This is a genomic window from Jatrophihabitans telluris (assembly GCF_023516435.1).
GTDB lineage: Bacteria > Actinomycetota > Actinomycetes > Mycobacteriales > Jatrophihabitantaceae > Jatrophihabitans_A > Jatrophihabitans_A telluris.
On sequence record NZ_CP097332.1, the window covers coordinates 3487289 to 3509297 of the forward strand.

Sequence of the window (22009 nt, forward strand, 5' to 3'; positions counted from 1 at the left end):
TCCAGCGAGCAAACGCAGCCGAGTGGCAGATCTCTCGCCTGCTCCCAGGGCTGCGGCTAGGCTGCCTCGCTGTGACCGATTCCGCGCCTATCTCAACTGCCTCTGCCTCCGATCCGAGCGAGGAGGCCCGTGCCGCTGCGGCCAGACTGGCCGAGCTGACGGGGGTGCGACAGCATGACGTAGCCCTGGTTCTCGGCTCGGGCTGGGTCCCGGCGGTGGACCGGATGTCGGAGGACGCCGGCGGCCACGTCGAGTTCGACAACACCGAGCTGCCCGGCTTCCGGGCGGCGGGAGTGGCCGGGCACTCCGGCAAGATCCGGTCGCTCGAGGTCAGCGGCAAGCGCGTGCTCGCCTTCCTCGGCCGTACCCACTACTACGAGTCCCGCGACGTGCGTGCGGTAGCTCATGGGGTGCGGACCGCGGCCGCCGCGGGGTGCCGGGTCACCGTTCTGACCAACGCCTGCGGCGGGCTGCGCGCGGACATGAACGTCGGCGATCCGGTACTGATCTCCGACTCCATCAACCTGACCTGGGCCACCCCGTTGGTGGGGGCCCGGTTCGTCGACCTCACCGACCTGTACTCCAAGCGGCTGCGGGCCCTGATGCTCGAGATCGACCCAAGCCTGGCCGAAGGCGTCTACGCCCAGTTCCCCGGTCCGCAGTACGAGACGCCGGCCGAGGTCCGGATGGCCCGCACGCTCGGCGCCGACCTCGTCGGCATGTCGACCGTGCTGGAGGCGATCGCCGCCCACGCCGAGGGGTCGGAGGTGCTCGGCATCTCCCTGGTCACCAACCTCGCGGCCGGGATCACCGGCGAGCCGTTGAACCACGAGGAGGTGCTGGCCGCCGGCAAGGCTGCGGCGACCAGGGCCGGTGGTCTGCTGGCCGAGTTGCTCGCCCGGCTGTGACCGTTCTGCTCACCGGTTCGTCGGGCCGGATCGGACGGATGCTCACGGCTCGGCTCCCGCCACGCGGCATCGCGTTACGCACCTTCGATCGGGTACCGCCGGCAGACGTGGTCGCCGACGTCACCGACCTTGCCGCGCTCACCCAGGCGATGGCCGGGGTGGACGCGGTCGTGCATCTGGCCGGACAACCCACCGAGGCGCCGTGGCCGGTCATCCGCGCGGCGAACATCGACGGCACCGTGACCCTGTTCGAGGCCGCCAGGGCCGCAGGGGTGCGACGGGTGGTCTACGCCTCGTCCAACCATGCGGTCGGTTTCACCCCGCACGACGACCTCTCCGCCGGTGCCGATCTGCCCGCCGATACGCCCGCTCGACCGGACACGCTCTACGGCGTCAGCAAGGTGTTCGGCGAGGCACTGGGGCGCTACTACGTCGACCGGTACGGCTTCGACGTCGCCTGCCTGCGGATCGGTTCCTGCCAGGAGGAGCCACCGAACAGCCGGGCCCTGGCCACCTGGCTCTCGCCCGGGGACGTCACCGCCCTGGTGTCGGCGTGCCTGACCCACCCCCACCTCGGGTACCGGCTCATCTGGGGCGTGTCGGCGAATCGGCACCGCTGGTTCTCCCTCGACGCTGGCGCCGAGATCGGCTTCGTCCCCGAAGACGACGCCGCCGCCGTACGGCCGGAGCTCGACGTCGCCGATCGCGGTGCGCTGGACGCGCGGGTGGGCGGCGAGTACACCGAGGCCGAGTTCGGCATCGACGAGGTCACCGCGGGGTTCGAACACGACTCCACCGGCACCGGCACCGGCACCGGCACAACAGCCTGATCGACAAGGGAGGAATCGAATGAGCCTGCCCGCTGACTTGGCCGAATCCGTCGCCGCCTGGATCGCCGACGACCCGGATGCGGCCTCCGTCGCCGAGCTGCAGTCACTGCTTGCCCGTGCCGAGCACGAGGACGCCGAGGCGAGAGCCGACCTCGCCGATCGCTTCGCCGGGCCACTCACCTTCGGCACGGCCGGCTTGCGGGGGCCCTTGCGGGCCGGGCCCAACGGGATGAACACGGCCGTGGTGCGCCGCGCGGCCGCCGGGCTGGCCGCGTACCTGGAGACGGCCGGTCATGCCGGGGGGATCGTCGTGATCGGCTACGACGGACGGCACGGCTCGGCCTCCTTCGCCCGGGATTCGGCCCGCATCTGCTCGGCGGCCGGGTTCCAGGCCCGGCTGCTGCCTCGGCTGCTTCCGACCCCGGTCCTCGCCTTCGCGGTCGGCCATCTCGGTGCGGTGGCCGGAATCATGGTCACCGCGTCGCACAATCCGCCTCAGGACAACGGCTACAAGGTCTACGCCGCGGACGGGGCCCAGATCGTTCCGCCGATGGACCGCGAGATCGAGGCCGCGATTCGTGGCGTCGCCTCGACCCGGGCGATCGAGCTCTCCGAGGACTACGAGGTACTGAGCGAGTCCCTGGTGAACGACTACGTGGCGGCCGTGGCGGGGCTGGTCGCGCCCGATTCGCCCCGGGACCTCTCGATCGTGCACACCGCGATGCACGGAGTCGGCACCGCGGTGGTGCGGGCGGTGTTCACCCGGGCGGGCTTCGCAGCGCCGCGGTCCGTGCCTGAGCAGGCCGAGCCCGACGCTGAGTTCCCCACGGTGGCGTTTCCCAATCCGGAGGAGCCCGGCGCCATGGATCTGGCGCTGGCCCTGGCCGATCGTGACGGGGCCGACCTGATCCTGGCCAACGACCCGGACGCCGACCGGTGCGCAGTCGGGGCCCGGTTCCAGACCGAGGCCGGGCCGCGCTGGCGGATGCTGCGCGGCGACGAGGTCGGGGTGCTGCTGGCCGACCGTCTGCTGAGCCGCGGGGTGCGGGGAACCTACGCCACGACCATCGTCTCCTCGACCCTGTTGTCGGCGATGGCCGCCAAGCACGGGGTCGGGTTCGCCGAGACCCTGACCGGGTTCAAGTGGATCTCCCGCGCGGCCGAGGACCTGGTCTACGGCTACGAGGAGGCCCTCGGCTATGCCGTCGCGCCCCGCCTGGTGCGCGACAAGGACGGGATCTCTGCCGCGCTGCTGGTGGCCGAGTACGCCGCCGTGCTCAAGGCGCGGGGATCGTCGCTGCCGCAGCGGCTAGCCGAGCTGGCCGGCGAGTACGGGCTCTACGCCACGGTTCAGCTGTCGTGGCGCGTCGATGACCTGTCGCTGATCACCCAGGCGATGGCCCGGCTTCGGTCCGCCAGGCCCGAGCATCTGCTCGGCCGGGCCGTCACGATCACCGACCTAGCTCCGGACAACGACGTCGTCATCCTGCGCTTCGACGGCGGGCGGGTGGTCGTCCGCCCGTCCGGAACCGAGCCCAAGTGCAAGGCCTACCTGGAGGTCGTGATTCCGGACGCCTCACCCGAGGCGGCCGAGGCCGGGCTGGACCGGCTCTCCGCGGAGATCCAGGACATCGTCGGCCTGCCACCCGGCTGAGCGCGGGCCGAGAGCCCAGCCGGACGGAGCCCGGACGTAGCCCGGACGGAGCCCGGACGGAGCCGATGGCGGTTACGGGCTCGGAGTAGCCACGGCGGCCTGGGGACCGGCGCCGCTGTTCGGGGCCGCGCTGCTCGCTGGGGCGGAGCTGGGGGCCGACGGGCTGGGCGACGTGGTCGTGCTCGGCGCCGGGCTGAACCCGCCGTAGCCCGCGTTGTCGCGCTCGATCACCGATCGCAGCAGTCCCCGGTCGAGGGCGGCCTCGGCGAAGAACCCGTTCGGTGCAGCGGCGATCAACTGCGCCGCTGTGCATCGATTTCCCGCCGGCGGGCAGATCGTGGTGCCCGAGGTGACGGTGATCCGCGGGTCGAGGCCGGCCCGGTAGCGCGGTGAGGAGGCGATGACGGCGTAGCGGGTGGTGCCACCGGCGCCGGCGCCCGGACGGGCCGTGGCGTAGCGGAACAGGACCTGCGAGCTCTGCGCGTCGAAGCCGGTCACATAGATGACGGCGTTGCCCACCGGCGCCGGGGACGCGGTAGTCGAGCCGCTCGGAAGGGCTGAGGACGGACTGGAGCCCGGCGGGTCGACCGGGGAGGGCGAGCCAGCGGCCGACGGGACCGCCCCGGAGACCGTCGCTGCCGGGCCGGTCACCCCGCCCGCCGGATCGGAGTCCGCCGGGGACATACCGGGCCTGATCGAGGAGCTGACCGGGCTGCTCGACTGCCGGCCATCGAGTGCGGGCGAATTCGGACGGCCGGGAATCCCGGTACCGGCGAGAGTGTGGCGACTGCTCGCCGAGTGACTGGCGGTAGCGACCACGACCTGCGAGGAGTGAGGGCGCGAGCCGACCGGCAGGCCGACGGTGGAGGCCGTGATCACCGTTGCGGCGACCGCGACCGAGCCGCTCAGTGCGGCGACCGCGACCCCGCCGCCGACGGCGAAGGGTCCGAGCACCCAGCGACGTGCGCGAAGCCGGGAGAGCCGGCTGCGCTCGCCCGGGACTTCTTCGAACATGCCCTGCCCCAAACCTGTCGATTGTGTCTGCCGTAGGTGAGACGTCGCGATCGGCCCGCCCTGTTGCACCGCCGAGACGATCTCACGAAACCGTGGACGCAGCCCGCATGCGCGGCGGGTGCGGCCCGTCCTGTTCAGTGTTGCCGTGATTGCGGGACTCTAACCGTCCCAACGGACTTCGTACCGGATCGCTACGTTGTCGTTACCGTGCCGAAAGCGCTGACGCCGGCCGGCAACCAAGACGGTTGCCGGCCGGCGCCGGGCGTACGGATCGAACGGGACGTCATCGCCCCAGGGCCAGCTAGTGGCTGACCACCAACGGGCTGCCCGACAGCGAGGCACTGGCGTTGCCGCCGTTGGTGACGCTCACCCGGATCGTGTAACGACCGGCCGGCAGCGATCGGGTATTCGCGGCGAGGCTGTTGACACCCGACTTCTCGGTGACGGCGCCGAGGTTGTAGGACTTGCTGCCCTGGACCGCGAGGACCGTGGCCACGGCGCCGGCCTGGACGCCCTTGTCCTGCCATCTGACGGCGAACGAGCTGGTAGCGGTGCAGTCACGGGCCAGTCGGATCGAGTACACGTGCCAGCGACGGGCACCGCGATCCTCGTTGGGATCCCAGCGGAGCTCGCTCACTCGCCGCCCGGAGGCGAACGGGTACCGGATCGAAGCGGTGTTCTCGGTCAGGGTGGAGGTCGGCTGGGCCATGTTGACGACGATCGTGCGCTTGCCGCTGTAGGTCAGCAGGTCGTTGGTCTGGGAGATGCCGGACTTGCCCGCCAGCTTCCACATGATGCGGCCCATGGTGCCGCCACCGGCCGTGTCCGCCAGATTGAACGAACCGTCGTAGCCGGTGACCAGGGTCAGCCGATTCCAGATGGTCCCGTTGATGCCCTTGCCCACCTTGAACAACACATGCGGGTCGTTGATGGTCGGCCTGGCGTTGGTGGCCGACAGCACACCCTTGGCGAAGCTGATCGACCGGGCGTTGACGGTGCCGGCGATGCTCCCGGAGGAGGTGAAGGTCCACGGGTGTCCCAGGGCCGAGGTCGCCCAGTCACCACAGCCGGAGGCGTCCGGGCTGATCACGGTGACCACCGGACGGTTCGTGATGCGCAGGGACGTCCCGACGGGCTGGCCGGAGGAGTCGACGGCGTAGAAGCGGGTCCCGGCCGGGTAGCCCGAGACGTTCACGCTCGCGGTGCCCGAGGATCCCACGGTCGAGGCAGTCCCGGCGGTCCCGGTGACGACGCCGCTGGTGCTGTTGGCCCCGGTCGGGGAACTGGAGTCGGAGGACCAGTGCAGCGTGGCGGGGCGCCCGCTGGGCGAACGCCATGTGAGGGTCGAGGCGCTGGCCACGTGGTAGACGCGGAGGAAGTCGATGCCGATCCGGGTGGGGCTGTGCGGGCTGGTCGCCAGTCGCAGCCCGGTGATGCTGCCGGAGTAGCCGGCCCGGCCGGGGAACTTGTTCTGCATCAGCAGGTCGTAGTCGTTCCATCCCGCCTTGAGCGTGAAGGGAACACCGCCCAGCGTCTTCAGGCCGTCACCGATGAAGTAGAACAGGGCCGCGCCGGTGTTACTCGAGGCGTAGGCGTGCAGGTGCATCCGGGTGTACGTCGCGGCGCTGAGCTGGTTGCCCGCCGCGGAACCGTCCCGGCCGATCCGCATCGAACCCGGGTAACCGCCCCACAGCGGTGAGATGTACGAGCCGGGTCCGGCGGTGTAGGCCAGGACGCCCTTGGACATCGATGCGCTGGTGACGTTCGTCGTCGGGCCCTTGTCGAGGATGACGTCGCTGGGGTTGGAGTAGTCCCACGCGTCGTGGAACACCGTCGAGGCGTAGTCGGGCGCCTCCTGCACCGACGTGGAGACGAAGGTGGAGGCCGCGGCGCCCGAGGTGACGTTCGTGGTCACCAGCAGGCCGCCGAGAAGCGCCGTCGAAACCGACAAACCGACCAGACAGTGGCGCCTTCGGCTGCGCCCTAAGCGTTTACGCATGTACGTAGAGTACACAGGCCGTAGCCCAGTAGCTACTCAGCGTTACGTGCTCGTGAGATTCAGCGTGATTCAGCGTGATCCAGCGCGATTCAGCGTGGCCCGAACTGCCGATCGCCGGCGTCGCCCAGGCCCGGCACGATGTAGGCGTTGCTGTTCAGCCCCTCGTCGATGCTCGCCGTGAACAGGCTCGACACCAGTCCCGATGCCTCGATCCGATGGACGCCTTCGGGCGCGGCCAACGCGCAGACCACGACGATCGTGGTGGCCCCACGGGTGCTGAGCAGTTCGCAGCAGTGCGCCAGTGAACCGCCGGTGGCCAGCATCGGGTCGAGCACGATGACCGGACGCCCCGCCAGGGAATCCGGCAGCGAGGCCATGTAGGCCTCGGGATCGTGGGTCTGTTCGTTGCGGGCGAGACCGACGAAACCCATCTGCGATTCGGGCAGGAGATTGAACGCGGCTTCGGCCATGCCGAGCCCCGCCCGCAGGACCGGCACGATCAGCGGCGGGTTGGCCAGCGTGTGACCCTTGGTCGGCCCGACCGGAGTGGTGATGTCAAGCTCGGTCAGGGGCAGGTCCCGGGTCGCCTCGTAGACCAGCAAGGTCGACAGTTCGCGCAGGGCCGCTCGGAACTCGGCGTTGCTGGATGTCTCGTCCCGCATCACGGACAACCGGCTGCGAACGATGGGATGCTCTACGACGACGGTCTGCACGCCCGGGAGCCTAGCGGTCGGCCGCCCGTGGCTGGGCGCCCTGCCGACTCTTGGTGATCTCCGCTGACCGCCGCCCCCCTCCGACGGCAGAACTTGCCTGGAGGGGGCCCGTGGATGCGACCTAGACTGGCGCGGTGACTGAAACCGTCCTCCGTCCGGCGTCCGCGTCGGCGCCCGCCGGCCCGGCCCGCCCCGGCGGAGGCCAACTCGCCGACGTGACCCGCGACGACTCCTCCCTCCGGCGCTTCCTGCACGGCCTGCCCGGCGTCGATCAGGTCGGCGCCGAGGCGCGGGCCGCCTCGCTGGCCACGCGCAGCATCAAGACCACCGCCAAGGCCTGGGCCATCGACACCGCGATCCGGATGGTCGATCTGACCACGCTCGAGGGCGCCGACACCCACGGCAAGGTCCGGTCGCTGTGCGCCAAAGCCGCCCGCCCCGACCCGTCCGATCCCACGGCCCCGGCGGTGGCCGCCGTCTGCGTGTATCCAGACCTCGTCGCCACCGCGGTGCAGGCTCTGCGCGGAACCGGAGTCGGCGTCGCCTCGGTCGCCACGGCTTTCCCGTCCGGCCGCGCGGCGCTGGCCACCAAGCTCGTCGACGTCCGGGACGCGGTCGCGGCCGGAGCCAGCGAGATCGACATGGTCATCGACCGGGGGGCGTTCCTGTCCGGCCGGTACCTGCAGGTCTTCGATGAGATCGTCGCGACCAAGCAGGCCTGTGGCACCGCGCACCTGAAGGTGATCCTGGAGACCGGCGAGCTGGTCACACTCGACTCCGTCCGCCGCGCGTCGTGGCTGGCCCTGTTGGCGGGTGGGGACTTCATAAAGACCTCGACCGGCAAGGTGACTCCGGCCGCGACGCCTCCGGTCGCCCTCGTGATGCTGCAGGCCGCCCGCGACTTCGCCGCGCGCACCGGGGAGGTGCGCGGCGTGAAACTGGCCGGCGGCATCCGAACCACCAAGGAAGCCGTTCGGTACCTGGTGATGGTCAACGAGGTCGCCGGCGACCGCTGGCTCTCCCCGGACACCTTCCGCTTCGGTGCCTCGACCTTGCTCAACGACCTGCTGCAACAGCGCCACAAGCTCAGCACGGGCGCCTACGACGGTGGCGACTATGTCTCGATCGACTGAGGGAAATCCGAAACCATGAACACCGTTGAGCACGCTTTCGACTACGCGCCGGCGCCTGAGTCCCGAGACATCGGGCGGCTCAAGCCGTCCTACGGCATCTTCGTCGACGGCCGGTTCCGCGACGGCCGGGGTGAGGCGGTCAAGACGATCAACCCCGCCACCGAGGAGCCGCTCGCCGAGATCGCCGAGGCCTCCGCCGCCGACGTGGACGACGCTGTGGCCGCGGCCCGGCGCGCCTACGAGGGTCCCTGGGGCTCGATGTCCGGCGCCGAGCGATCGAAGTACCTGTTCCGCATCGCCCGCGCCATGCAGGAACGCGCCCGCGAACTGGCCGTGCTGGAAACCCTCGACAACGGCAAGCCGATCCGCGAGTCCCGCGATGTCGACGTCCCCACCGCCGCCGCTCACTTCTTCTACTACGCCGGCTGGGCCGACAAGCTCGGCTACGCCGGCTTCGGTCCCAACCCGCGACCGATCGGCGTCGCCGGTCAGGTGATCCCCTGGAACTTCCCGCTGCTGATGGCCGCCTGGAAGATCGCACCGGCGCTGGCCACCGGCAACACGGTCGTCCTCAAGCCGGCAGAGACGACGCCCCTCACGGCCATCACGCTGGCCGAGATCATCGCCGAATGCGACCTGCCCGCGGGCGTGGTCAACATCCTGCCGGGCGGCCCGTCTGTCGGTCAGGCCATCGTCGACCACCCGGGCATCGACAAGATCGCCTTCACCGGCTCCACCGCGGTCGGCAAGATGATCCAGAAGTCGGTCGCCGCCTCGGGCAAGCGAGTCTCGCTCGAACTCGGCGGCAAGGCCGCGAACATCATCTTCGACGACGCCCCGCTGGACCAGGCGATCGAGGGCATCGTCAACGGGATCTTCTTCAACCAGGGCCACGTCTGCTGTGCGGGCTCCCGGCTGCTCGTGCAGGAATCCGTGCACGACGAGGTGGTCGCCGCCCTGCAGGAACGACTGCAGACCCTGCGCCTGGGCGATCCGATGGACAAGAACACCGACATCGGCGCCATAAACTCCGCGGCGCAGTTGGCGCGCGTGCGCGCGCTGGCCGACGCCGGGGTGGACGAGGGAGCCCAGCGCTGGTCACCGGAGTGCGTGCTGCCCGACCGCGGCTTCTGGTTCCCCCCGACGATCTTCACCGGGGTCAGCCAGGCGAGCCGGATCGCTCGGGAGGAGATCTTCGGTCCCGTCCTGTCGGTGCTGACCTTCCGGACACCGGCCGAAGCGGTCGAGAAGGCCAACAACACCCCGTACGGCCTGAGCGCGGGCATCTGGACGGAGAAGGGCTCGCGCATCCTCTGGATGGCCGGCAAGCTGCGCGCGGGCGTGGTGTGGGCCAACACCTTCAACCGCTTCGACCCGGCCTCGCCCTTCGGTGGTTACAAGGAGTCCGGTTTCGGTCGCGAAGGCGGCCGGCACGGGTTGGCCGCCTACCTGGAAAGTGAGTTCTGACGTGCCCGCAAAGGCGAAATCCGCGCCGCGCAAGACTGCCGCCGCGCTCGCTGACCCGAACCCTGCCGTGCCGGCCGGCGATCGCGTGACGGTCCGCAAGACGTACAAGCTCTACATCGCAGGCGCCTTCCCGCGCTCGGAATCAGGCCGGTCCTACCCGGTGCACAGCCCCGACGGTGAGCTGCTGGCCCATGCCGCGCAGGCCTCCCGCAAGGACCTCCGCGACGCCGTAACCGCCGCCCGCAAGGCCTTCGGTGGCTGGTCGGGCGCGACGGCCTACAACCGCGGCCAGATCCTGTACCGGATCGCGGAGATGATGGAGGGTCGGCGAGCGCAGTTCGCGGCCGAGGTCGTCGCCGCCGAAGGGATTTCCACCGACGCGGCCCAGGCGCAGGTGGACGCCGCGATCGACCGCTGGGTCTGGTACGCGGGCTGGACGGACAAGTACGCCCAGATCGCCGGCGGCGCCAACCCGGTCGCCGGGCCGTACTTCAACTTCTCCCTGCCCGAACCCAGCGGCGTCATCGGGGTGATCGCCCCCCAGAACAGCAGCCTGCTCGGCTTCGTCTCCGTGGTCGCACCCGCGATCGCCACGGGCAACACCGTGGTGGTCATCGCCTCGGCCGATCGTCCGCTGCCGGCGGTTTCCCTCTCCGAGGCACTGGCCACCTCCGACCTGCCCGGCGGAGTCATCAACTTGCTCACCGGGTCGGTGTCCGAGCTGGCACCGTGGCTGGCCGCCCACCGCGACGTCAACGGCCTGGACCTGACCGGGGTCGAGCCCGCGGCCCGGATTGCGTTGGCCGAGTCCGCCGCCGACACCGTCAAGCGCGTCCACGCTCCGGCGACGACCGATCGGTCGGTGCTCGCCGGCAGCGACCCTGGTATCAGCCGGCTCGGCGTGTTCACCGAGACGAAGACGGTTTGGCACCCCATGGGTGTCTGATGCAGACACCTCTCGGCTAGGTTCACTGGCATGCCGTCCTTCACCGAGCCGATCGTGGCCATCAGCCTGACCTCGAACGCCCACCAAGGCGTCACCCTCTACGCCCCGCCGTGGGAGGACACCGACGGCGAGCAGTGGCAGGGCTTCCTCGGCGACGGTGCCAAAATCGTCCTGCTCGGAACCCCCGACGAACTCTCCGACTGGCTGCAGGCGCACCCGGACCATGACCTCGCCGACCACCCCGCCTGGGAGGCGTTCGCCGGCAAGGGCAAGACGGCCCTCGAGCCGGCCGAGTCGGACCACTACGACTTCGACGCCGTGTACGAGCTGGCGGCCGGCGACGCCGACCCGGTCGTGGTGTCCGAACTCGGCGACACCATCGACATCGCCGCTCGGGTCGCCGACTGCTGCGAGGACGGGGCGTTGCGATCGCTGCTCGGCAACACCCGCGAGTACGCGCTGCTCGTCGAGGGCGAGACGTCCTACAGCGGCAAGGAGGGAGCGGCCGAATGGACCGCTCTCGGCGACGTGATCGCCGACAGCTGGGAGCGCGCGGCCAACCGCCTCAACACCTGGTTGCGCTGGGAAGGTTCGTCGACCGAGACGATCGTCGAATCCGACGACGAGACCGACTGACTCGCCGCGGCGAGCAGCGACCCCGTGGCCTCCGACGCACAGCACGACGCCGTCCCCACGCTCCACACGATCGAGGAGCTGGCAGCTCTGCTCGCCGCCGGCACGGTCTCGGCACTCGGCCTGCTCGAGCACTACCTGGACCGCATCGTGCGCTTCGACCCTGCGTTGGGGGCGATCCTCGCGCTCGACGAAACGGGCGCGCGGGCGGCGGCTCAGGCGGCTGACGACCGCCGGGCCCGGGGTCTCGTCCTGGGTCGGCTCGACGGAATACCCGTGCTGGTCAAGGACAACATCGAGGCGATCGGCCTTCCGGGTACGGCTGGTTCGCGCGCGCTGCTCGGATCGCCACCGGTGCGCGACGCCGGGCTGGTCACCCGACTGCGAGCGGCCGGCGCCGTCATCTTCGGCTCGACCAACCTGTCCGAATGGGCCAACTTCCGCACCACCTCCGGAACCAGCGGGTGGAGCGGCGTTCGCGGACAGGCCAACAACCCCTACGACGTCGGGCGAAACCCGTCCGGATCATCGTCGGGCTCGGCTGTCGCCGTAGCCGCCGCCCTCAGTCCGGTCGCGATCGGTACCGAGACCGACGGCTCCATCGTCTCGCCGGCGGGCCTATGCGGTGTGGTCGGTTTCAAGCCGAGTCGCGGCACCGTCCCCGGTGACGGCATCGTGCCGATCTCGTCCGCGCAGGACATCGCCGGACCGATCACGCGTTCGGTCGCCGATGCCCGCACGTTGTACGAGGTCCTCTCCGACCGACCGATCTACGTGACTAGCCGGATCGACAGAGCCCCCGTCGAGCTCGACGGCCTGCGGGTGGCGGTCTGGACGCCGGACGAGCTCGCCGACGAACCGGCAGTCCGGGCGGTACTGGATCAGGTAGCGGATCTGCTTCGGGCACAGGGCAGCCGGACGTTCGCACGGTCGGTGGCCCAGACCGGGCCGTTCGAGGCCGCCGAGTTCGACGCCCTGCTGTGCGAGTTCGCCACGCAGCTACCGGCCTACCTTCGCTCGCGGCCGGGCCGTCATCCGCGCACCTGGCCCGAGCTGCTGGCCTTCGATCGAGCCGATCCGGTCGAGTTATCGCTTTTCGGTGACGAGAACTTCGCTCTCGCGGCAGTCAGCGCGGGTGCGGGCTCGCCCGAGCACCTGCGCTTGCGCGCCGAGGCTGACGAGCAAGCCGCCCGGGCGATGGCCGGTCTGCTCGACGGGTGCGACGTCGCGGTGACGGTCATGAACCGCCCGGCCTGGCACACCGCCTACGGTCACGGCGAGGACTGGCACCTGCCGACGTCCTCGCCCGCAGCGGTGAGCGGGTGCCCGTCCCTGTCGTTGCCGGCCGGGCTCATCGACGGTCTGCCGGTCGGGGTCCTGCTGATGGCGCGTGTCGGCGAAGACGCGCGACTGCTGTCGATCGGCCAGCAACTGGAAGCCCTGCTGCCGCCGCGGACCCCGCCCGCCGACTTTCGTTGAGGTTGCCCTCGTTGTTCAGGTGCTCGAGCAACAAGGGCAACCTCAACGCGGATGAGCCAGCAACAAGGGCAACCTCAACGCGGATGGGCCAGCAACAAGGGCAACCTCAACGCGGTTAGGCGAGCAAGTCGGCGTAGCCCGGCTTGATCTGGGCGTTGATGATCGCCAGCCGTTCGTCGAAGGCGATGAACGCGCTCTTCATGGCGTTCACCGTCAACCACTGAAGGTCGGACCAGCTGTAGCCGAACGCCTCGGTGAGCAGAAGCATTTCCTTGGTCATAGACGTGTCGCTCATCAAGCGGTTGTCGGTGTTCACCGTGACCCGGAAGTGCAGCCGGCGGAGCAGACCGATCGGGTGCGCGGCGATCGACGGAGCGGCCCCGGTCTGCACGTTCGAGGACGGACACAATTCCAGCGGGATGCGCTTGTCCCGGACGTACTGCGAGAGTCGGCCGAGCCGGGCCGAATCGACATGCTCGTCCAGCGTGCTGCCGGTGACCGCAATGTCGTCGACGATCCGCACGCCGTGGCCGAGACGGTCCGCGCCGCACCACTGCAGGGCCTCCCAGATGGAGGGTAGGCCGAACGCCTCGCCGGCGTGGATGGTGAAGTGGTAATTCTCCCGGCGCAGGTACTCGAAGGCGTCCAGATGCCGGGTGGGCGGGAAGCCCGCTTCGGCTCCGGCGATGTCGAACCCGACGACGCCGTGGTCCCGGTAGGCCACCGCGAGCTCGGCGATCTCACGCGAACGGGCCGCGTGCCGCATCGCTGTGGCCAGTGCCCCGACCCGGATGGTGTAACCCCGCTCGGCAGCGACCGCGACGCCGTCGGCGAATCCGGCCAGAACTGCATCGACGACCTGGGGCAGGGTGAGTCCCTCGCTGACGTGCTGCTCGGGGGCCCATCGAACCTCGGCGTAGACAACGCCGTCGGCCGCGAGGTCCTGCGCGCATTCGCTGGCGACCCGCCTGAGGCCGCCTACGGTCTGCATCACGGCGACGGTGTGGTCGAAAGTCTCCAGATACCGTTCCAGGGAGCCGGAATCTGCCGCCTCGGCGAACCAGCGACCCAGCTCGGCCGCGTCGGTGGAGGGCAGCTTGTCGTAACCGATCTCAGCGGCCAGGTCGATGATCGTCTGGGGCCGCAGGCCTCCGTCGAGATGGTCGTGCAGCAAGACCTTCGGGGCTCGCAGGATGGTGTCGCGGTTCAGTTCGACAGGCATGACAGCAGCCTAGGGCAGCGGCCCGAACCGCCGCGCACAACACCGGTCACGGATCCAACCGGATGCGCACGGCGCGGAACTGACTCGCCGTCGCCTGCAGTATTTTCAGCCGCGGATCGGCGACCGCCAGCAGGGGCCGCGGGCGACGTTCGGCCAGCGCGGCGAGCGCGGCGAGCCGGGGATCGGACAGGGTGGCGGTGACCGCGACCTGATCACCGCCGAGGACGAGCGCCTCGATCCGGTCCTGCTCGGGGACCAGAATCCGGGCCGCCACGTCAGCGGCTTGGCCGAAGGCGGCACGAGCCTGGTTGTCGCGGCGGCGGGCGTAGCGTTGCTGAGACCAGCCGCCGGCCTTGGTCGTGCCTTGCACATAGCCCGATCCGACCTTGGAACTCAGCAGCTCGGCCCCGTGAAAGACCCCGGCCGCGTAGCCCCCGCGGCGCACCAGCAACACCCCGACCCGACGGTCGCGGTTGACCTCGACCGACAGCGAGGTGAGGACCCGGCTGACCGGAATCTCCCACGGCGGGAACGGTAGTTCGAGCCAGGCCCGGTCACCGTCGGCACCGAGCAGCAGGACGCGACTCTCATCGGCGCTGGTCTGGACGGCCCCGTGCCGGTCGGCGAACCCGTCGATCCACGTCGAGATCCGTTCGGGCGCGACGGACACCGTTCGGGCCGAAACCGGCGGATCGTCCATCCGGGCTCAGGCGGTGATGGTGTCGATGATCAACGGGTCGGCGGTGAAGTCGGCGGCCGAGCCGATGTCATAGCCGCCCTGCAGGGCCTGCAGGGCGCGCTCGAATCGCTCGGGATCATCGGCGTGCAACTCCAGCAGCGGCTGGCCGGCCGTCACCGGCTCACCCGGTTTGGCGTGCATGACCACGCCCGCACCGGCCGAGACCGGATCCTCCTTGCGAGCTCGGCCGGCTCCGAGCCGCCAGGCCGCGACGCCGACAGCATAGGCGTCCAGGCGGGTCAGCATCCCCGAGGCCGGGGCCGTCACGACGTGCGTGTGTCGCGCGGTCGGCAGCGGCGCGTCCGGGTCCCCGCCCTGGGCGGCGATCATGGCCCGCCAGGAATCCATGGCCCGTCCGTCGTCCAGCGCATCCTGAGGATCGACGTCGGTGATGCCGACGCCGGCCAGCATCAGCCGGGCCAGCGCCACTGTCAGTTCGATGACGTCGCTCGGGCCACCACCGGCCAGTACCTCGACCGACTCCCGCACCTCCAGCGCGTTGCCCGCGGTCAGGCCGAGCGGCGTGTTCATGTCGGTCAGCAGCGCGACGGTGTTCGTCCCGGCCGCCGTACCGAGCGCGACCATCGTGCGTGCCAGTTCGCGCGCGTCGGCCTCGGTCTTCATGAAGGCTCCGGTGCCGACCTTGACGTCCAGGACGAGAGCCGATGACCCTTCGGCGATCTTCTTGCTCATGATCGAACTGGCGATCAACGGGATCGCCTCTACGGTGCCGGTGACATCGCGCAGGGCGTACAGCTTCTTGTCCGCCGGAGCCAGCCCGTCACCGGCTGCGCAGACCACCGCGCCGACCTCGTTGAGCTGAGCGACGAAGTCGGCGTTGCTGACCGAGGCGCGCCAGCCGGGAATGGCTTCGAGCTTGTCCAGCGTGCCGCCGGTGTGCCCGAGCCCGCGTCCTGACAACTGCGGCACGGCCGCGCCGAGGGCAGCCACCAACGGTGCCAGCGGCAGGGTGATCTTGTCCCCGACGCCGCCGGTGGAATGCTTGTCGGTCGTGGCCCGGCTGACCCCGGACAGGTCGAGCCGCTCGCCGGAGGCGATCATCGCCTCGGTCCAGCGAGACAGTTCCGCCGGTTCCATGCCGTTGAGCAGGATGGCCATGGCCAACGCGGCCATCTGCTCCTCGGCCACCACCCCGCGGGTGTAGGCGTCGATGATCCAGTCGATCTCAGCGTCCGGGATCCGTCCGCGGTCACGCTTGGCGCGGATGACGCTGACCGCGTCGAAGGGTTCGATGCTCTGCGCTGACATGATGGTTACCTTCCCACGCGGTCGATGAGCGGGTCGTCGGCGCCCTGCCCGGGCTAGCTGTTGAGGTCCTGCCGCCCGAAGGCCAGCGGCAGGATGTCGGTCATCGGTACCGGGCCGTCGGCGGTGTCGAGCACCATGCCGGGCGCGGCGAACTCCCAGAGCAACTGGCGGCAGCGACCGCAGGGCATCAGCACCTGTTCGTGCCGGTCGACGCAGGCGAAGGCGACCAGCTTGCCGCCGCCGGTCGCGTTCAGGGTCGACACCAGACCGCATTCGGCGCACAGGGTGAGCCCGTAGGAGGCGTTCTCCACGTTGCAGCCGGACACGATGCGCCCGTCGTCGACCAGCGCGGCGGCACCCACCGGGTATTTCGAGTACGGCGCGTAGGCCAGGTGCATAGCGGCCCGGGCCGCGTGCCGCAGTGCCTCCCAGTCGATCTCGGGCGCCGCGGCGCCCCCGGACTGTTCAGACATGGCTCGGCCCTTTCACCTGGTCGCGTCGAATGATTCTCAACCCGTCACGTAGGGCTGGCCGTCGGCCGCGGGTGGGCGTACCCGTCCGACGAAACCCGCAACCGCGAGCAGCGTGGCCAGGTACGGCAACATCAACAACAGGTTCGGATCGATCGGTGCCCCGGCCTGGGCGAGCAACGCCTGGAACTGGTCGGCGAAACCGAACAGCAGGGCCGCCAGCACCGCACCCTTCGGGCTCCAACGTCCGAAGATCACCGCGGCCAACGCGATGAACCCCTTGCCGGAGGACATGTTCAACTGGAAGGAGCCCAGTGACCCGGCGCCGATGACGAGGAAGGCACCACCGAGCCCAGCGATCGCCCCGGCCAGCAGAACGGCCCGGAACCGCGTTCTGGCCACGTTGATCCCGACCGTGTCGGCCGCCTTGGGGTGCTCACCGACCGACCGCAACCGCAAGCCCCACCGAGTGTGGAACAACCCGAAGTGGACGGCGGCAACCAGCACATATGTGGCGTAGAGAAAGATCGTTCCGGAGAAGAACACCGCGCCGAGCACCGGGATGTCGCCGAGCACCGGGACCTTGTAGATCGTGAAGTAGCCCGGCTCGTTGAACTGCGAGGCGTGCGGGCTGAGCAGCTTGTTGAACAGGAAGCTGGTCAGGCCCAGCGCGAAGACGTTGAGTACCACTCCGATGATCACCTGGTCGACGAAGTACTTGATGGCCAGGGCGGCCAGGACCGCGCCGAGCGCGACCCCGGCCAACACGCCCCCGAGGACCCCCAGCCAGATCGAACCGGCAACGCTGGCCACGACCGCCGTGACGAAGGCGCCCAGCAGCAGCTGTCCCTCGATCGCGACGTTCACGACTCCGGACCGCTCGCCGATCACGCCGGCCAGGGCGCCGAGAATGAGGGGGATGGCCGCGGGGAACAGCATCCCCTGCAGCAGCGACACCACGTTCAGCCCACTCGCGGACCCGGCGATGGACCAGAACATGACGGCCAGGACGAGACCGACGATCGCCAGCGCGGCGCACCACTTGGCGGGAATTCGCTGGCTGATCCGGGCCACGCCGGCCAGGATCACCAACAGACTCAGCAGAATCACGACCGGACGAGCGCCCGGCCCCCAGGAACCGAGATCGAACTTGGCGCCCGGTAACGAGAACTGCAGCAGCGACTTCTGCCCGACCCGCTTGGAAAAGCCCAGCAGCCACAGGGAGAACACGCCCAGCACGGTGATCAGCGCACCCGCCGAGACATGCCGCGGGATCCGGGCCGTGCGCGCGTTGTCGACCGCCACGGCGAGGTTCGTGCTGGCCGTGTCCAGCGATGCTCGTCCGAGCCGCTTGAGGCGGAAGATCGCCTGCACGAGCTTCGGGGCGGCGATGAAGATGACAATGAGGGCCTGCACGACGGTGATGATGTCGATCGGGGCCTGCACGCTCGGCGTGGCCTGCATCTGCGCGCCGCCCTGCCGTAGCGCACCGAAGAGCAGCCCGGCGGCGACCACGCCCCACGGCCGGCTCCGGCCGAGCAGGGCGACGGTGATGGCGTCGAAGCCGATGTTGGAGGAGATGTTCGGCGTGATCGAGTAGGACGTCGCGCCACCCAGAGCCAGCGTCGTCCCGGCAAGTCCGGCCAGGCCGCCGGCGATGGACATCGCGATCATCGTGACGCCGCCCACGCTCATGCCCGCGGTCCGTGCCGCGGCGGGGTTTGCGCCCACGGCGCGCATCTGGAAGCCCAACGTGCTGCGCACCAGCAGCCAGGCCACGAACGCCGCCGCCGCCAGCGCGAGCAGCACGCCGAGGTCGACCCGCAGCGACGCTCCGAACAGATGGGGCAGCCGCGCGGTGCCGTGGATCGGCTTGCTCGACTGCGGGTCGGCCGGCGCCACGATGGAGGGCCGCGCCAGCAGGAACAACAGTCCGAAGCGCGCGACGTAGTTGAGCATGATCGTGGTGATGACCTCGTGCGCCCCCGAACGGGCCTTGAGGAACCCGGCGATGAAGCCCCAGAACGCGCCACCGGCGATCCCGGCGATCACGGCGAGGATCAGGTGCAGAACCGGCGGGAGCTGCACGATGAGCCCGACCCAGCCGGAGGCGAAGGCGCCCGCGATGACTTGGCCTTCCCCACCGATGTTGAACAATCCCGCACGAAAGGCGAGCGCCACGGCGAGGCCGGCCAGGATCAGCGGCGTCGCCGTGTAGATCGTGCCCATGATCGGCGTGAAGACCTCGCTGGCGCTGCCGGTCTGGTTCGGATCGAAGATCGCCCCTTCGAACAAGGCGATGTAGGCGTCGCGCAGGGTGTACCAGGCGTCGGAGAAGAAGTCGGTGGGGTGCTGGAAGAAGTAGCCGAGATCGGAGCGGACCTTGTCGTCGGAGAACACGATCATCAGGCCACCGATGAGCAGGGCCAGCACGATCGCGAGCCCGGTCAGCAACCAGCTGTCCACGCGTCGACGTCCCGAACCACTCGCTGTTGCGGCAGGTCCGGGTGTGGTCTCGGCGGTGGTCGGCGCCTGGCTGGCGGTCATTCGGAATCCTCGCTGTCGATCCTGTGATCAACCTCCGCCAGCACCGACGGGTGGTGCTCGGCCTCGGCCTCGGCCTGTTCGGCCGGTACGCCGGCCATCATCAGGCCGACCGCGTCGCGCGATGCGCCGCTGGGGAGCTCGCCGATGATGCGCCCGCGGTACAGGACGACGATGCGGTCGGCCAGCGCCAGGACCTCATCGAGTTCGGTCGAGACGAGCACCACGGCGGTGGCGTTGTCGCGTTCGGCGACGATGCGTTTGTGGATGAATTCCTGGGCGCCGACGTCCACACCACGGGTGGGTTGGGAGGCGATGAACAGCTTCAGCGGGCGCGACATCTCCCGCGCGATGACCAGTTTCTGCTGATTGCCGCCGGACAGGCTCCCCGCCGGGCTGTCGATGCCCTGGGTCCGGATGTCGAACTCCTCGACGCGCTGGCGGGCATTGTCGGAGATCCGGCCGAGATTCAGCGAAAGCCCCTTCGAGAAAGGGGCATCGTCGTACAGGTCGAGCACCAGGTTCTCGGCGACGGTGAACGGACCCACCAGCCCGTCGTGCTGCCGGTCCTCGGGCACGTAGCCCACTCCGCTGTCGAGGATCTCGTCCACCGAACGGCCCACGACGTCGACGCCGTTGAGCTCGATCCGCCCCGATCGCGGAATCCGCAGCCCCAGCAGCGACTCGACGATCTCCTCCTGGCCGTTGCCCTGCACGCCGGCGAGGGCCACGATCTCGCCCCGGTGCACGCTCAGGCTGATTCCCTCGACGGTGACCGTGCCGCGGTCATCGGCCACCACCAGGTCGGTCAGCTTCAGGGCGACCTCGCCCGGCTGGGACGGTGCCTTGTCCACCACCAGGTTGACGCTGCGGCCGACCATCAGACTGGCCAGCTCGCTCTCGCCCGACGTGGGCGCCGCCTCGCCGACCACCCGACCCCGCCGGATGACGGTGATGCGGTCGGCGATGGCCTTCACCTCGCGCAGCTTGTGGGTGATGAACACGATCGACTTGCCCTCGGCCCGCAGCTCGTTCATCACCCGGATGAGTTCATCGATCTCCTGAGGCGTGAGCACCGCGGTCGGCTCGTCCAGGATCAAGACGCCGGCATCGCCGAGCAGCGCCTTGAGGATCTCGACCCGCTGCTGGACGCCGACCGGCAGCTCCCCGACCACCGCGTCGGGATCCACGGCCAGGCCGTACTGCTCGGACAGTTCACGCACCCGGGTGCGCGCGGTCTTGCGGTCCAACCGGCCCAGGGGCCCGTTCGTCCACTCGTGCCCGAGCATGACGTTCTCGGCGACGGTGAACACCGGTACCAGCATGAAGTGCTGGTGGACCATGCCGATTCCCGCCGCCAGGGCGTCGCCCGGCCCGCTGAACGAGCGCTTCTGACCATCGATGAGGATGCTGCCGTCGTCGGGCTGGTAGAGCCCGTAGAGGACGTTCATCAGCGTTGACTTGCCGGCACCGTTCTCACCGAGCAGGGCGTGGATCTCGCCCGGTTCGACGGTGAGGTCGATCGAGTCGTTGGCGACCAGCGAACCGAATCGCTTGGTGATCCCCTGCAGCTCGAGTCTCATCGTTGCTCTTCCTGTCGTGCGGACGTTCACCCCGACGGTGAGCGAGTCGGGAACGGCGACCAGTCCGGACCATAACCCACCCGGGGCCGTTCGGATCGGCCCTGAACGCACGGGCGCTGCGCTGGTCCGGAGACCAGCGCAGCGCCCGGGCGAACCATGTCGTGCAGCAGCGGGGTGCTTACTTCGGCTGCGACTTCGACTTGATGGTGATCTTGCCGGACTGGATGTCCGCCGCGACCGTCTTCAGTTCGCTCTGCAGAGTCGAGTTGACCTTGGAGGCGAAGTCGTGGAAGTCGGCCAGCCCGACGCCCTGGTTGGCCAAGGTGCCGATGTAGTCGGTCGTGGCGTAGGTGCCGGCGGAGCCGTCCTCGACCGCCTTCTGCACCGCCTGGGCGATGTTCTTCTCGGCCGTGGTCAGGAAGACCGAGCCGTACTGCGGAGCCGAGACGAAACCGTCGGTGTCGACCCAGATGACGACGGCCTTGCCGCCGGACTTGGCGATCGCGGCGCTACCGAGGCCGGTACCACCCGCGACCGGGAAGATGACGTCGGCACCCTGGGCGATGAAGTTGTTCGCCAGCTGCTGACCCTTGTTCTGGTCGGTGAACGAACCGGCGAAGCTGCCCTTCTGGGAGGTTTCGTCCCAGCCGAGCAGGCTGACGCTCTTGCCCTTCTGGGTGTTGTAGTACTGAATGCCCTCCTGGAAGCCGTCCATGTAGACGGTCACCGGCGGGATGTTGAGACCACCGTAGGTGGCAACCTTGCCCGACTTGGAGTAGCCGGCGGCCAGGTAGCCGGACAGGAAACCGGCCTGGGCGGTGTTGAACTGCAGCCCCTGCAGGTTGGTGCCGTTACCGGCCGAGTCGACCTCGACGAAGTGCTGGGTCGGGGCGGCCTTGGCGGCGGCCACGGTCGCGTTGCCCATCAGGCCACCGACCGTGACGATCAGGTCGCACTTCTGGGTCTGCAGCGACTTGATGTTGGTGGCGTAGTCGGTCTCGGTCTTGGACTGGACGTAGCTGACCTTGGCCTTGCCCGCTGATTGGGCGGCCTGCATGCCCTGCCAGGCGGCAGCGTTGAAGGACTTGTCGTCGATACCGCCGGTGTCGGTGACCATGCACGCGGTGTAGGTCGCCGCCGGCGCGGAGCTGCTTGCGCCCGAGCCGCCCGCGGAGGTCGTGGTGGTGGTGGTGCTGCTGCCCTTCTTGGACCCGCATGCACTCAGCAACAGCGCTGCCGCGATCGCGGTCGCGATAACGGCCGTCCCGCTGTAGGACTTGAGATGACGCAAGACCGTCTCCCTCGTATTCTCGTCTCGCAGAGGCGGTCTGCCTCCGATCGATTGCGAACGTTAGCCGCCCAATGTGACGCCGCTGAAACCGGATGAGCCTTTGTCACCCGATTGT

18 protein-coding genes are annotated in these 22009 nt (G+C 69.5%); 8 read left to right on the top strand and 10 right to left on the bottom strand.

The genetic code is table 11. From position 1 onward, the window contains the following. Positions 1 to 71: 71 nt before the first annotated feature. The 3 genes from M6D93_RS16035 to M6D93_RS16045 are packed head-to-tail and all read left to right on the top strand — an operon-like array spanning position 72 to position 3392. Positions 72 to 908 (top strand): purine-nucleoside phosphorylase, encoded by an 837-nt coding sequence (locus tag M6D93_RS16035; RefSeq protein WP_249770677.1) that lies wholly within the window; start codon positions 72 to 74, stop codon positions 906 to 908. Next, on the top strand, positions 905 to 1738 hold the full coding sequence (locus M6D93_RS16040; RefSeq protein ID WP_249770679.1) for an NAD-dependent epimerase/dehydratase family protein: 834 nt from the start codon (positions 905 to 907) through the stop codon (positions 1736 to 1738). The genes M6D93_RS16035 and M6D93_RS16040 overlap by 4 nt, the downstream gene beginning before the upstream one ends. A gap of 19 nt (positions 1739 to 1757) precedes the next feature. Then, complete coding sequence (locus tag M6D93_RS16045) at positions 1758 to 3392, top strand: phospho-sugar mutase (RefSeq protein WP_249770681.1); 1635 nt, start codon at positions 1758 to 1760, stop codon at positions 3390 to 3392. Between the two features lie 72 nt (positions 3393 to 3464). On the opposite strand, the gene M6D93_RS16050 is transcribed toward M6D93_RS16045, so the two are convergent. From M6D93_RS16050 to upp, 3 genes are all read right to left on the bottom strand, one after another. After that, positions 3465 to 4406, bottom strand: a complete 942-nt coding sequence (locus M6D93_RS16050) for a hypothetical protein (protein WP_249770683.1) — start codon at positions 4404 to 4406, stop codon at positions 3465 to 3467. A 301-nt stretch (positions 4407 to 4707) separates the two neighbouring features. After that, positions 4708 to 6405: a hypothetical protein gene (locus M6D93_RS16055; RefSeq protein ID WP_249770685.1), complete on the bottom strand. Its 1698-nt coding sequence runs from the start codon at positions 6403 to 6405 to the stop codon at positions 4708 to 4710. An 89-nt stretch (positions 6406 to 6494) separates the two neighbouring features. Next, on the bottom strand, positions 6495 to 7118 hold the full coding sequence (upp, locus tag M6D93_RS16060; protein WP_249770687.1) for a uracil phosphoribosyltransferase: 624 nt from the start codon (positions 7116 to 7118) through the stop codon (positions 6495 to 6497). 215 nt (positions 7119 to 7333) lie between these two features. Here upp and deoC point away from each other — a divergent pair, with 215 nt between their 5' ends. The 5 genes from deoC to M6D93_RS16085 all read left to right on the top strand — a co-directional run bounded on the left by deoC (position 7334) and on the right by M6D93_RS16085 (position 12776). Next, positions 7334 to 8251: a deoxyribose-phosphate aldolase gene (gene deoC, locus M6D93_RS16065; RefSeq protein ID WP_347343678.1), complete on the top strand. Its 918-nt coding sequence runs from the start codon at positions 7334 to 7336 to the stop codon at positions 8249 to 8251. Between the two features lie 15 nt (positions 8252 to 8266). Further along, the gene (locus M6D93_RS16070; RefSeq protein WP_249770691.1) at positions 8267 to 9718 is read left to right on the top strand and encodes an aldehyde dehydrogenase family protein; all 1452 of its coding nucleotides are present in this window, start codon (positions 8267 to 8269) and stop codon (positions 9716 to 9718) included. Between the two features lie 67 nt (positions 9719 to 9785). Next, complete coding sequence (locus M6D93_RS16075) at positions 9786 to 10664, top strand: aldehyde dehydrogenase family protein (protein ID WP_347343679.1); 879 nt, start codon at positions 9786 to 9788, stop codon at positions 10662 to 10664. Positions 10665 to 10694: 30 nt separating this feature from the next. Further along, positions 10695 to 11300 carry a hypothetical protein gene (locus M6D93_RS16080; protein ID WP_249770695.1) on the top strand — a complete coding sequence of 202 codons (606 nt, stop codon included), beginning with the start codon at positions 10695 to 10697 and terminating at the stop codon, positions 11298 to 11300. Between the two features lie 24 nt (positions 11301 to 11324). Continuing rightward, positions 11325 to 12776: an amidase family protein gene (locus M6D93_RS16085; protein WP_249770697.1), complete on the top strand. Its 1452-nt coding sequence runs from the start codon at positions 11325 to 11327 to the stop codon at positions 12774 to 12776. 115 nt (positions 12777 to 12891) lie between these two features. Here M6D93_RS16085 and M6D93_RS16090 read toward each other — a convergent pair whose 3' ends face one another. The 7 genes from M6D93_RS16090 to M6D93_RS16120 all read right to left on the bottom strand — a co-directional run bounded on the left by M6D93_RS16090 (position 12892) and on the right by M6D93_RS16120 (position 21894). After that, positions 12892 to 13998, bottom strand: a complete 1107-nt coding sequence (locus tag M6D93_RS16090; RefSeq protein ID WP_249770699.1) for an adenosine deaminase — start codon at positions 13996 to 13998, stop codon at positions 12892 to 12894. Positions 13999 to 14044: 46 nt separating this feature from the next. Continuing rightward, entirely contained in the window at positions 14045 to 14698 is a 654-nt protein-coding gene (locus M6D93_RS16095) for an acVLRF1 family peptidyl-tRNA hydrolase (RefSeq protein ID WP_249770701.1), read from the bottom strand. Between the two features lie 6 nt (positions 14699 to 14704). Beyond that, positions 14705 to 16006 (bottom strand): thymidine phosphorylase, encoded by a 1302-nt coding sequence (locus tag M6D93_RS16100; protein WP_249770703.1) that lies wholly within the window; start codon positions 16004 to 16006, stop codon positions 14705 to 14707. A gap of 53 nt (positions 16007 to 16059) precedes the next feature. Continuing rightward, complete coding sequence (locus M6D93_RS16105; protein ID WP_249770705.1) at positions 16060 to 16479, bottom strand: cytidine deaminase; 420 nt, start codon at positions 16477 to 16479, stop codon at positions 16060 to 16062. A gap of 36 nt (positions 16480 to 16515) precedes the next feature. Continuing rightward, on the bottom strand, positions 16516 to 19023 hold the full coding sequence (locus M6D93_RS16110) for an ABC transporter permease subunit (RefSeq protein ID WP_249770707.1): 2508 nt from the start codon (positions 19021 to 19023) through the stop codon (positions 16516 to 16518). Beyond that, complete coding sequence (locus M6D93_RS16115) at positions 19020 to 20603, bottom strand: ABC transporter ATP-binding protein (protein WP_249770709.1); 1584 nt, start codon at positions 20601 to 20603, stop codon at positions 19020 to 19022. The genes M6D93_RS16110 and M6D93_RS16115 overlap by 4 nt, the downstream gene beginning before the upstream one ends. 178 nt (positions 20604 to 20781) lie before the next feature. Continuing rightward, positions 20782 to 21894 (bottom strand): BMP family lipoprotein, encoded by a 1113-nt coding sequence (locus M6D93_RS16120; protein WP_249770711.1) that lies wholly within the window; start codon positions 21892 to 21894, stop codon positions 20782 to 20784. Between the last annotated feature and the right edge of the window lie 115 nt (positions 21895 to 22009).

Excerpts from the sequence above, each read along its gene's own strand:
- M6D93_RS16045 (WP_249770681.1), top strand. The coding sequence starts at position 1,758 with ATGAGCCTGCCCGCTGACTTGGCCGAATCCGTCGCCGCCTGGATCGCC.
- M6D93_RS16050 (WP_249770683.1), bottom strand. The coding sequence starts at position 4,406 with ATGTTCGAAGAAGTCCCGGGCGAGCGCAGCCGGCTCTCCCGGCTTCGC.
- M6D93_RS16055 (WP_249770685.1), bottom strand. The coding sequence starts at position 6,405 with ATGCGTAAACGCTTAGGGCGCAGCCGAAGGCGCCACTGTCTGGTCGGT.
- M6D93_RS16070 (WP_249770691.1), top strand. The coding sequence starts at position 8,267 with ATGAACACCGTTGAGCACGCTTTCGACTACGCGCCGGCGCCTGAGTCC.
- M6D93_RS16080 (WP_249770695.1), top strand. The coding sequence starts at position 10,695 with ATGCCGTCCTTCACCGAGCCGATCGTGGCCATCAGCCTGACCTCGAAC.
- M6D93_RS16090 (WP_249770699.1), bottom strand. The coding sequence starts at position 13,998 with ATGCCTGTCGAACTGAACCGCGACACCATCCTGCGAGCCCCGAAGGTC.
- M6D93_RS16095 (WP_249770701.1), bottom strand. The coding sequence starts at position 14,698 with ATGGACGATCCGCCGGTTTCGGCCCGAACGGTGTCCGTCGCGCCCGAA.
- M6D93_RS16100 (WP_249770703.1), bottom strand. The coding sequence starts at position 16,006 with ATGTCAGCGCAGAGCATCGAACCCTTCGACGCGGTCAGCGTCATCCGC.
- M6D93_RS16105 (WP_249770705.1), bottom strand. The coding sequence starts at position 16,479 with ATGTCTGAACAGTCCGGGGGCGCCGCGGCGCCCGAGATCGACTGGGAG.
- M6D93_RS16110 (WP_249770707.1), bottom strand. The coding sequence starts at position 19,023 with ATGACCGCCAGCCAGGCGCCGACCACCGCCGAGACCACACCCGGACCT.
- M6D93_RS16115 (WP_249770709.1), bottom strand. The coding sequence starts at position 20,603 with ATGAGACTCGAGCTGCAGGGGATCACCAAGCGATTCGGTTCGCTGGTC.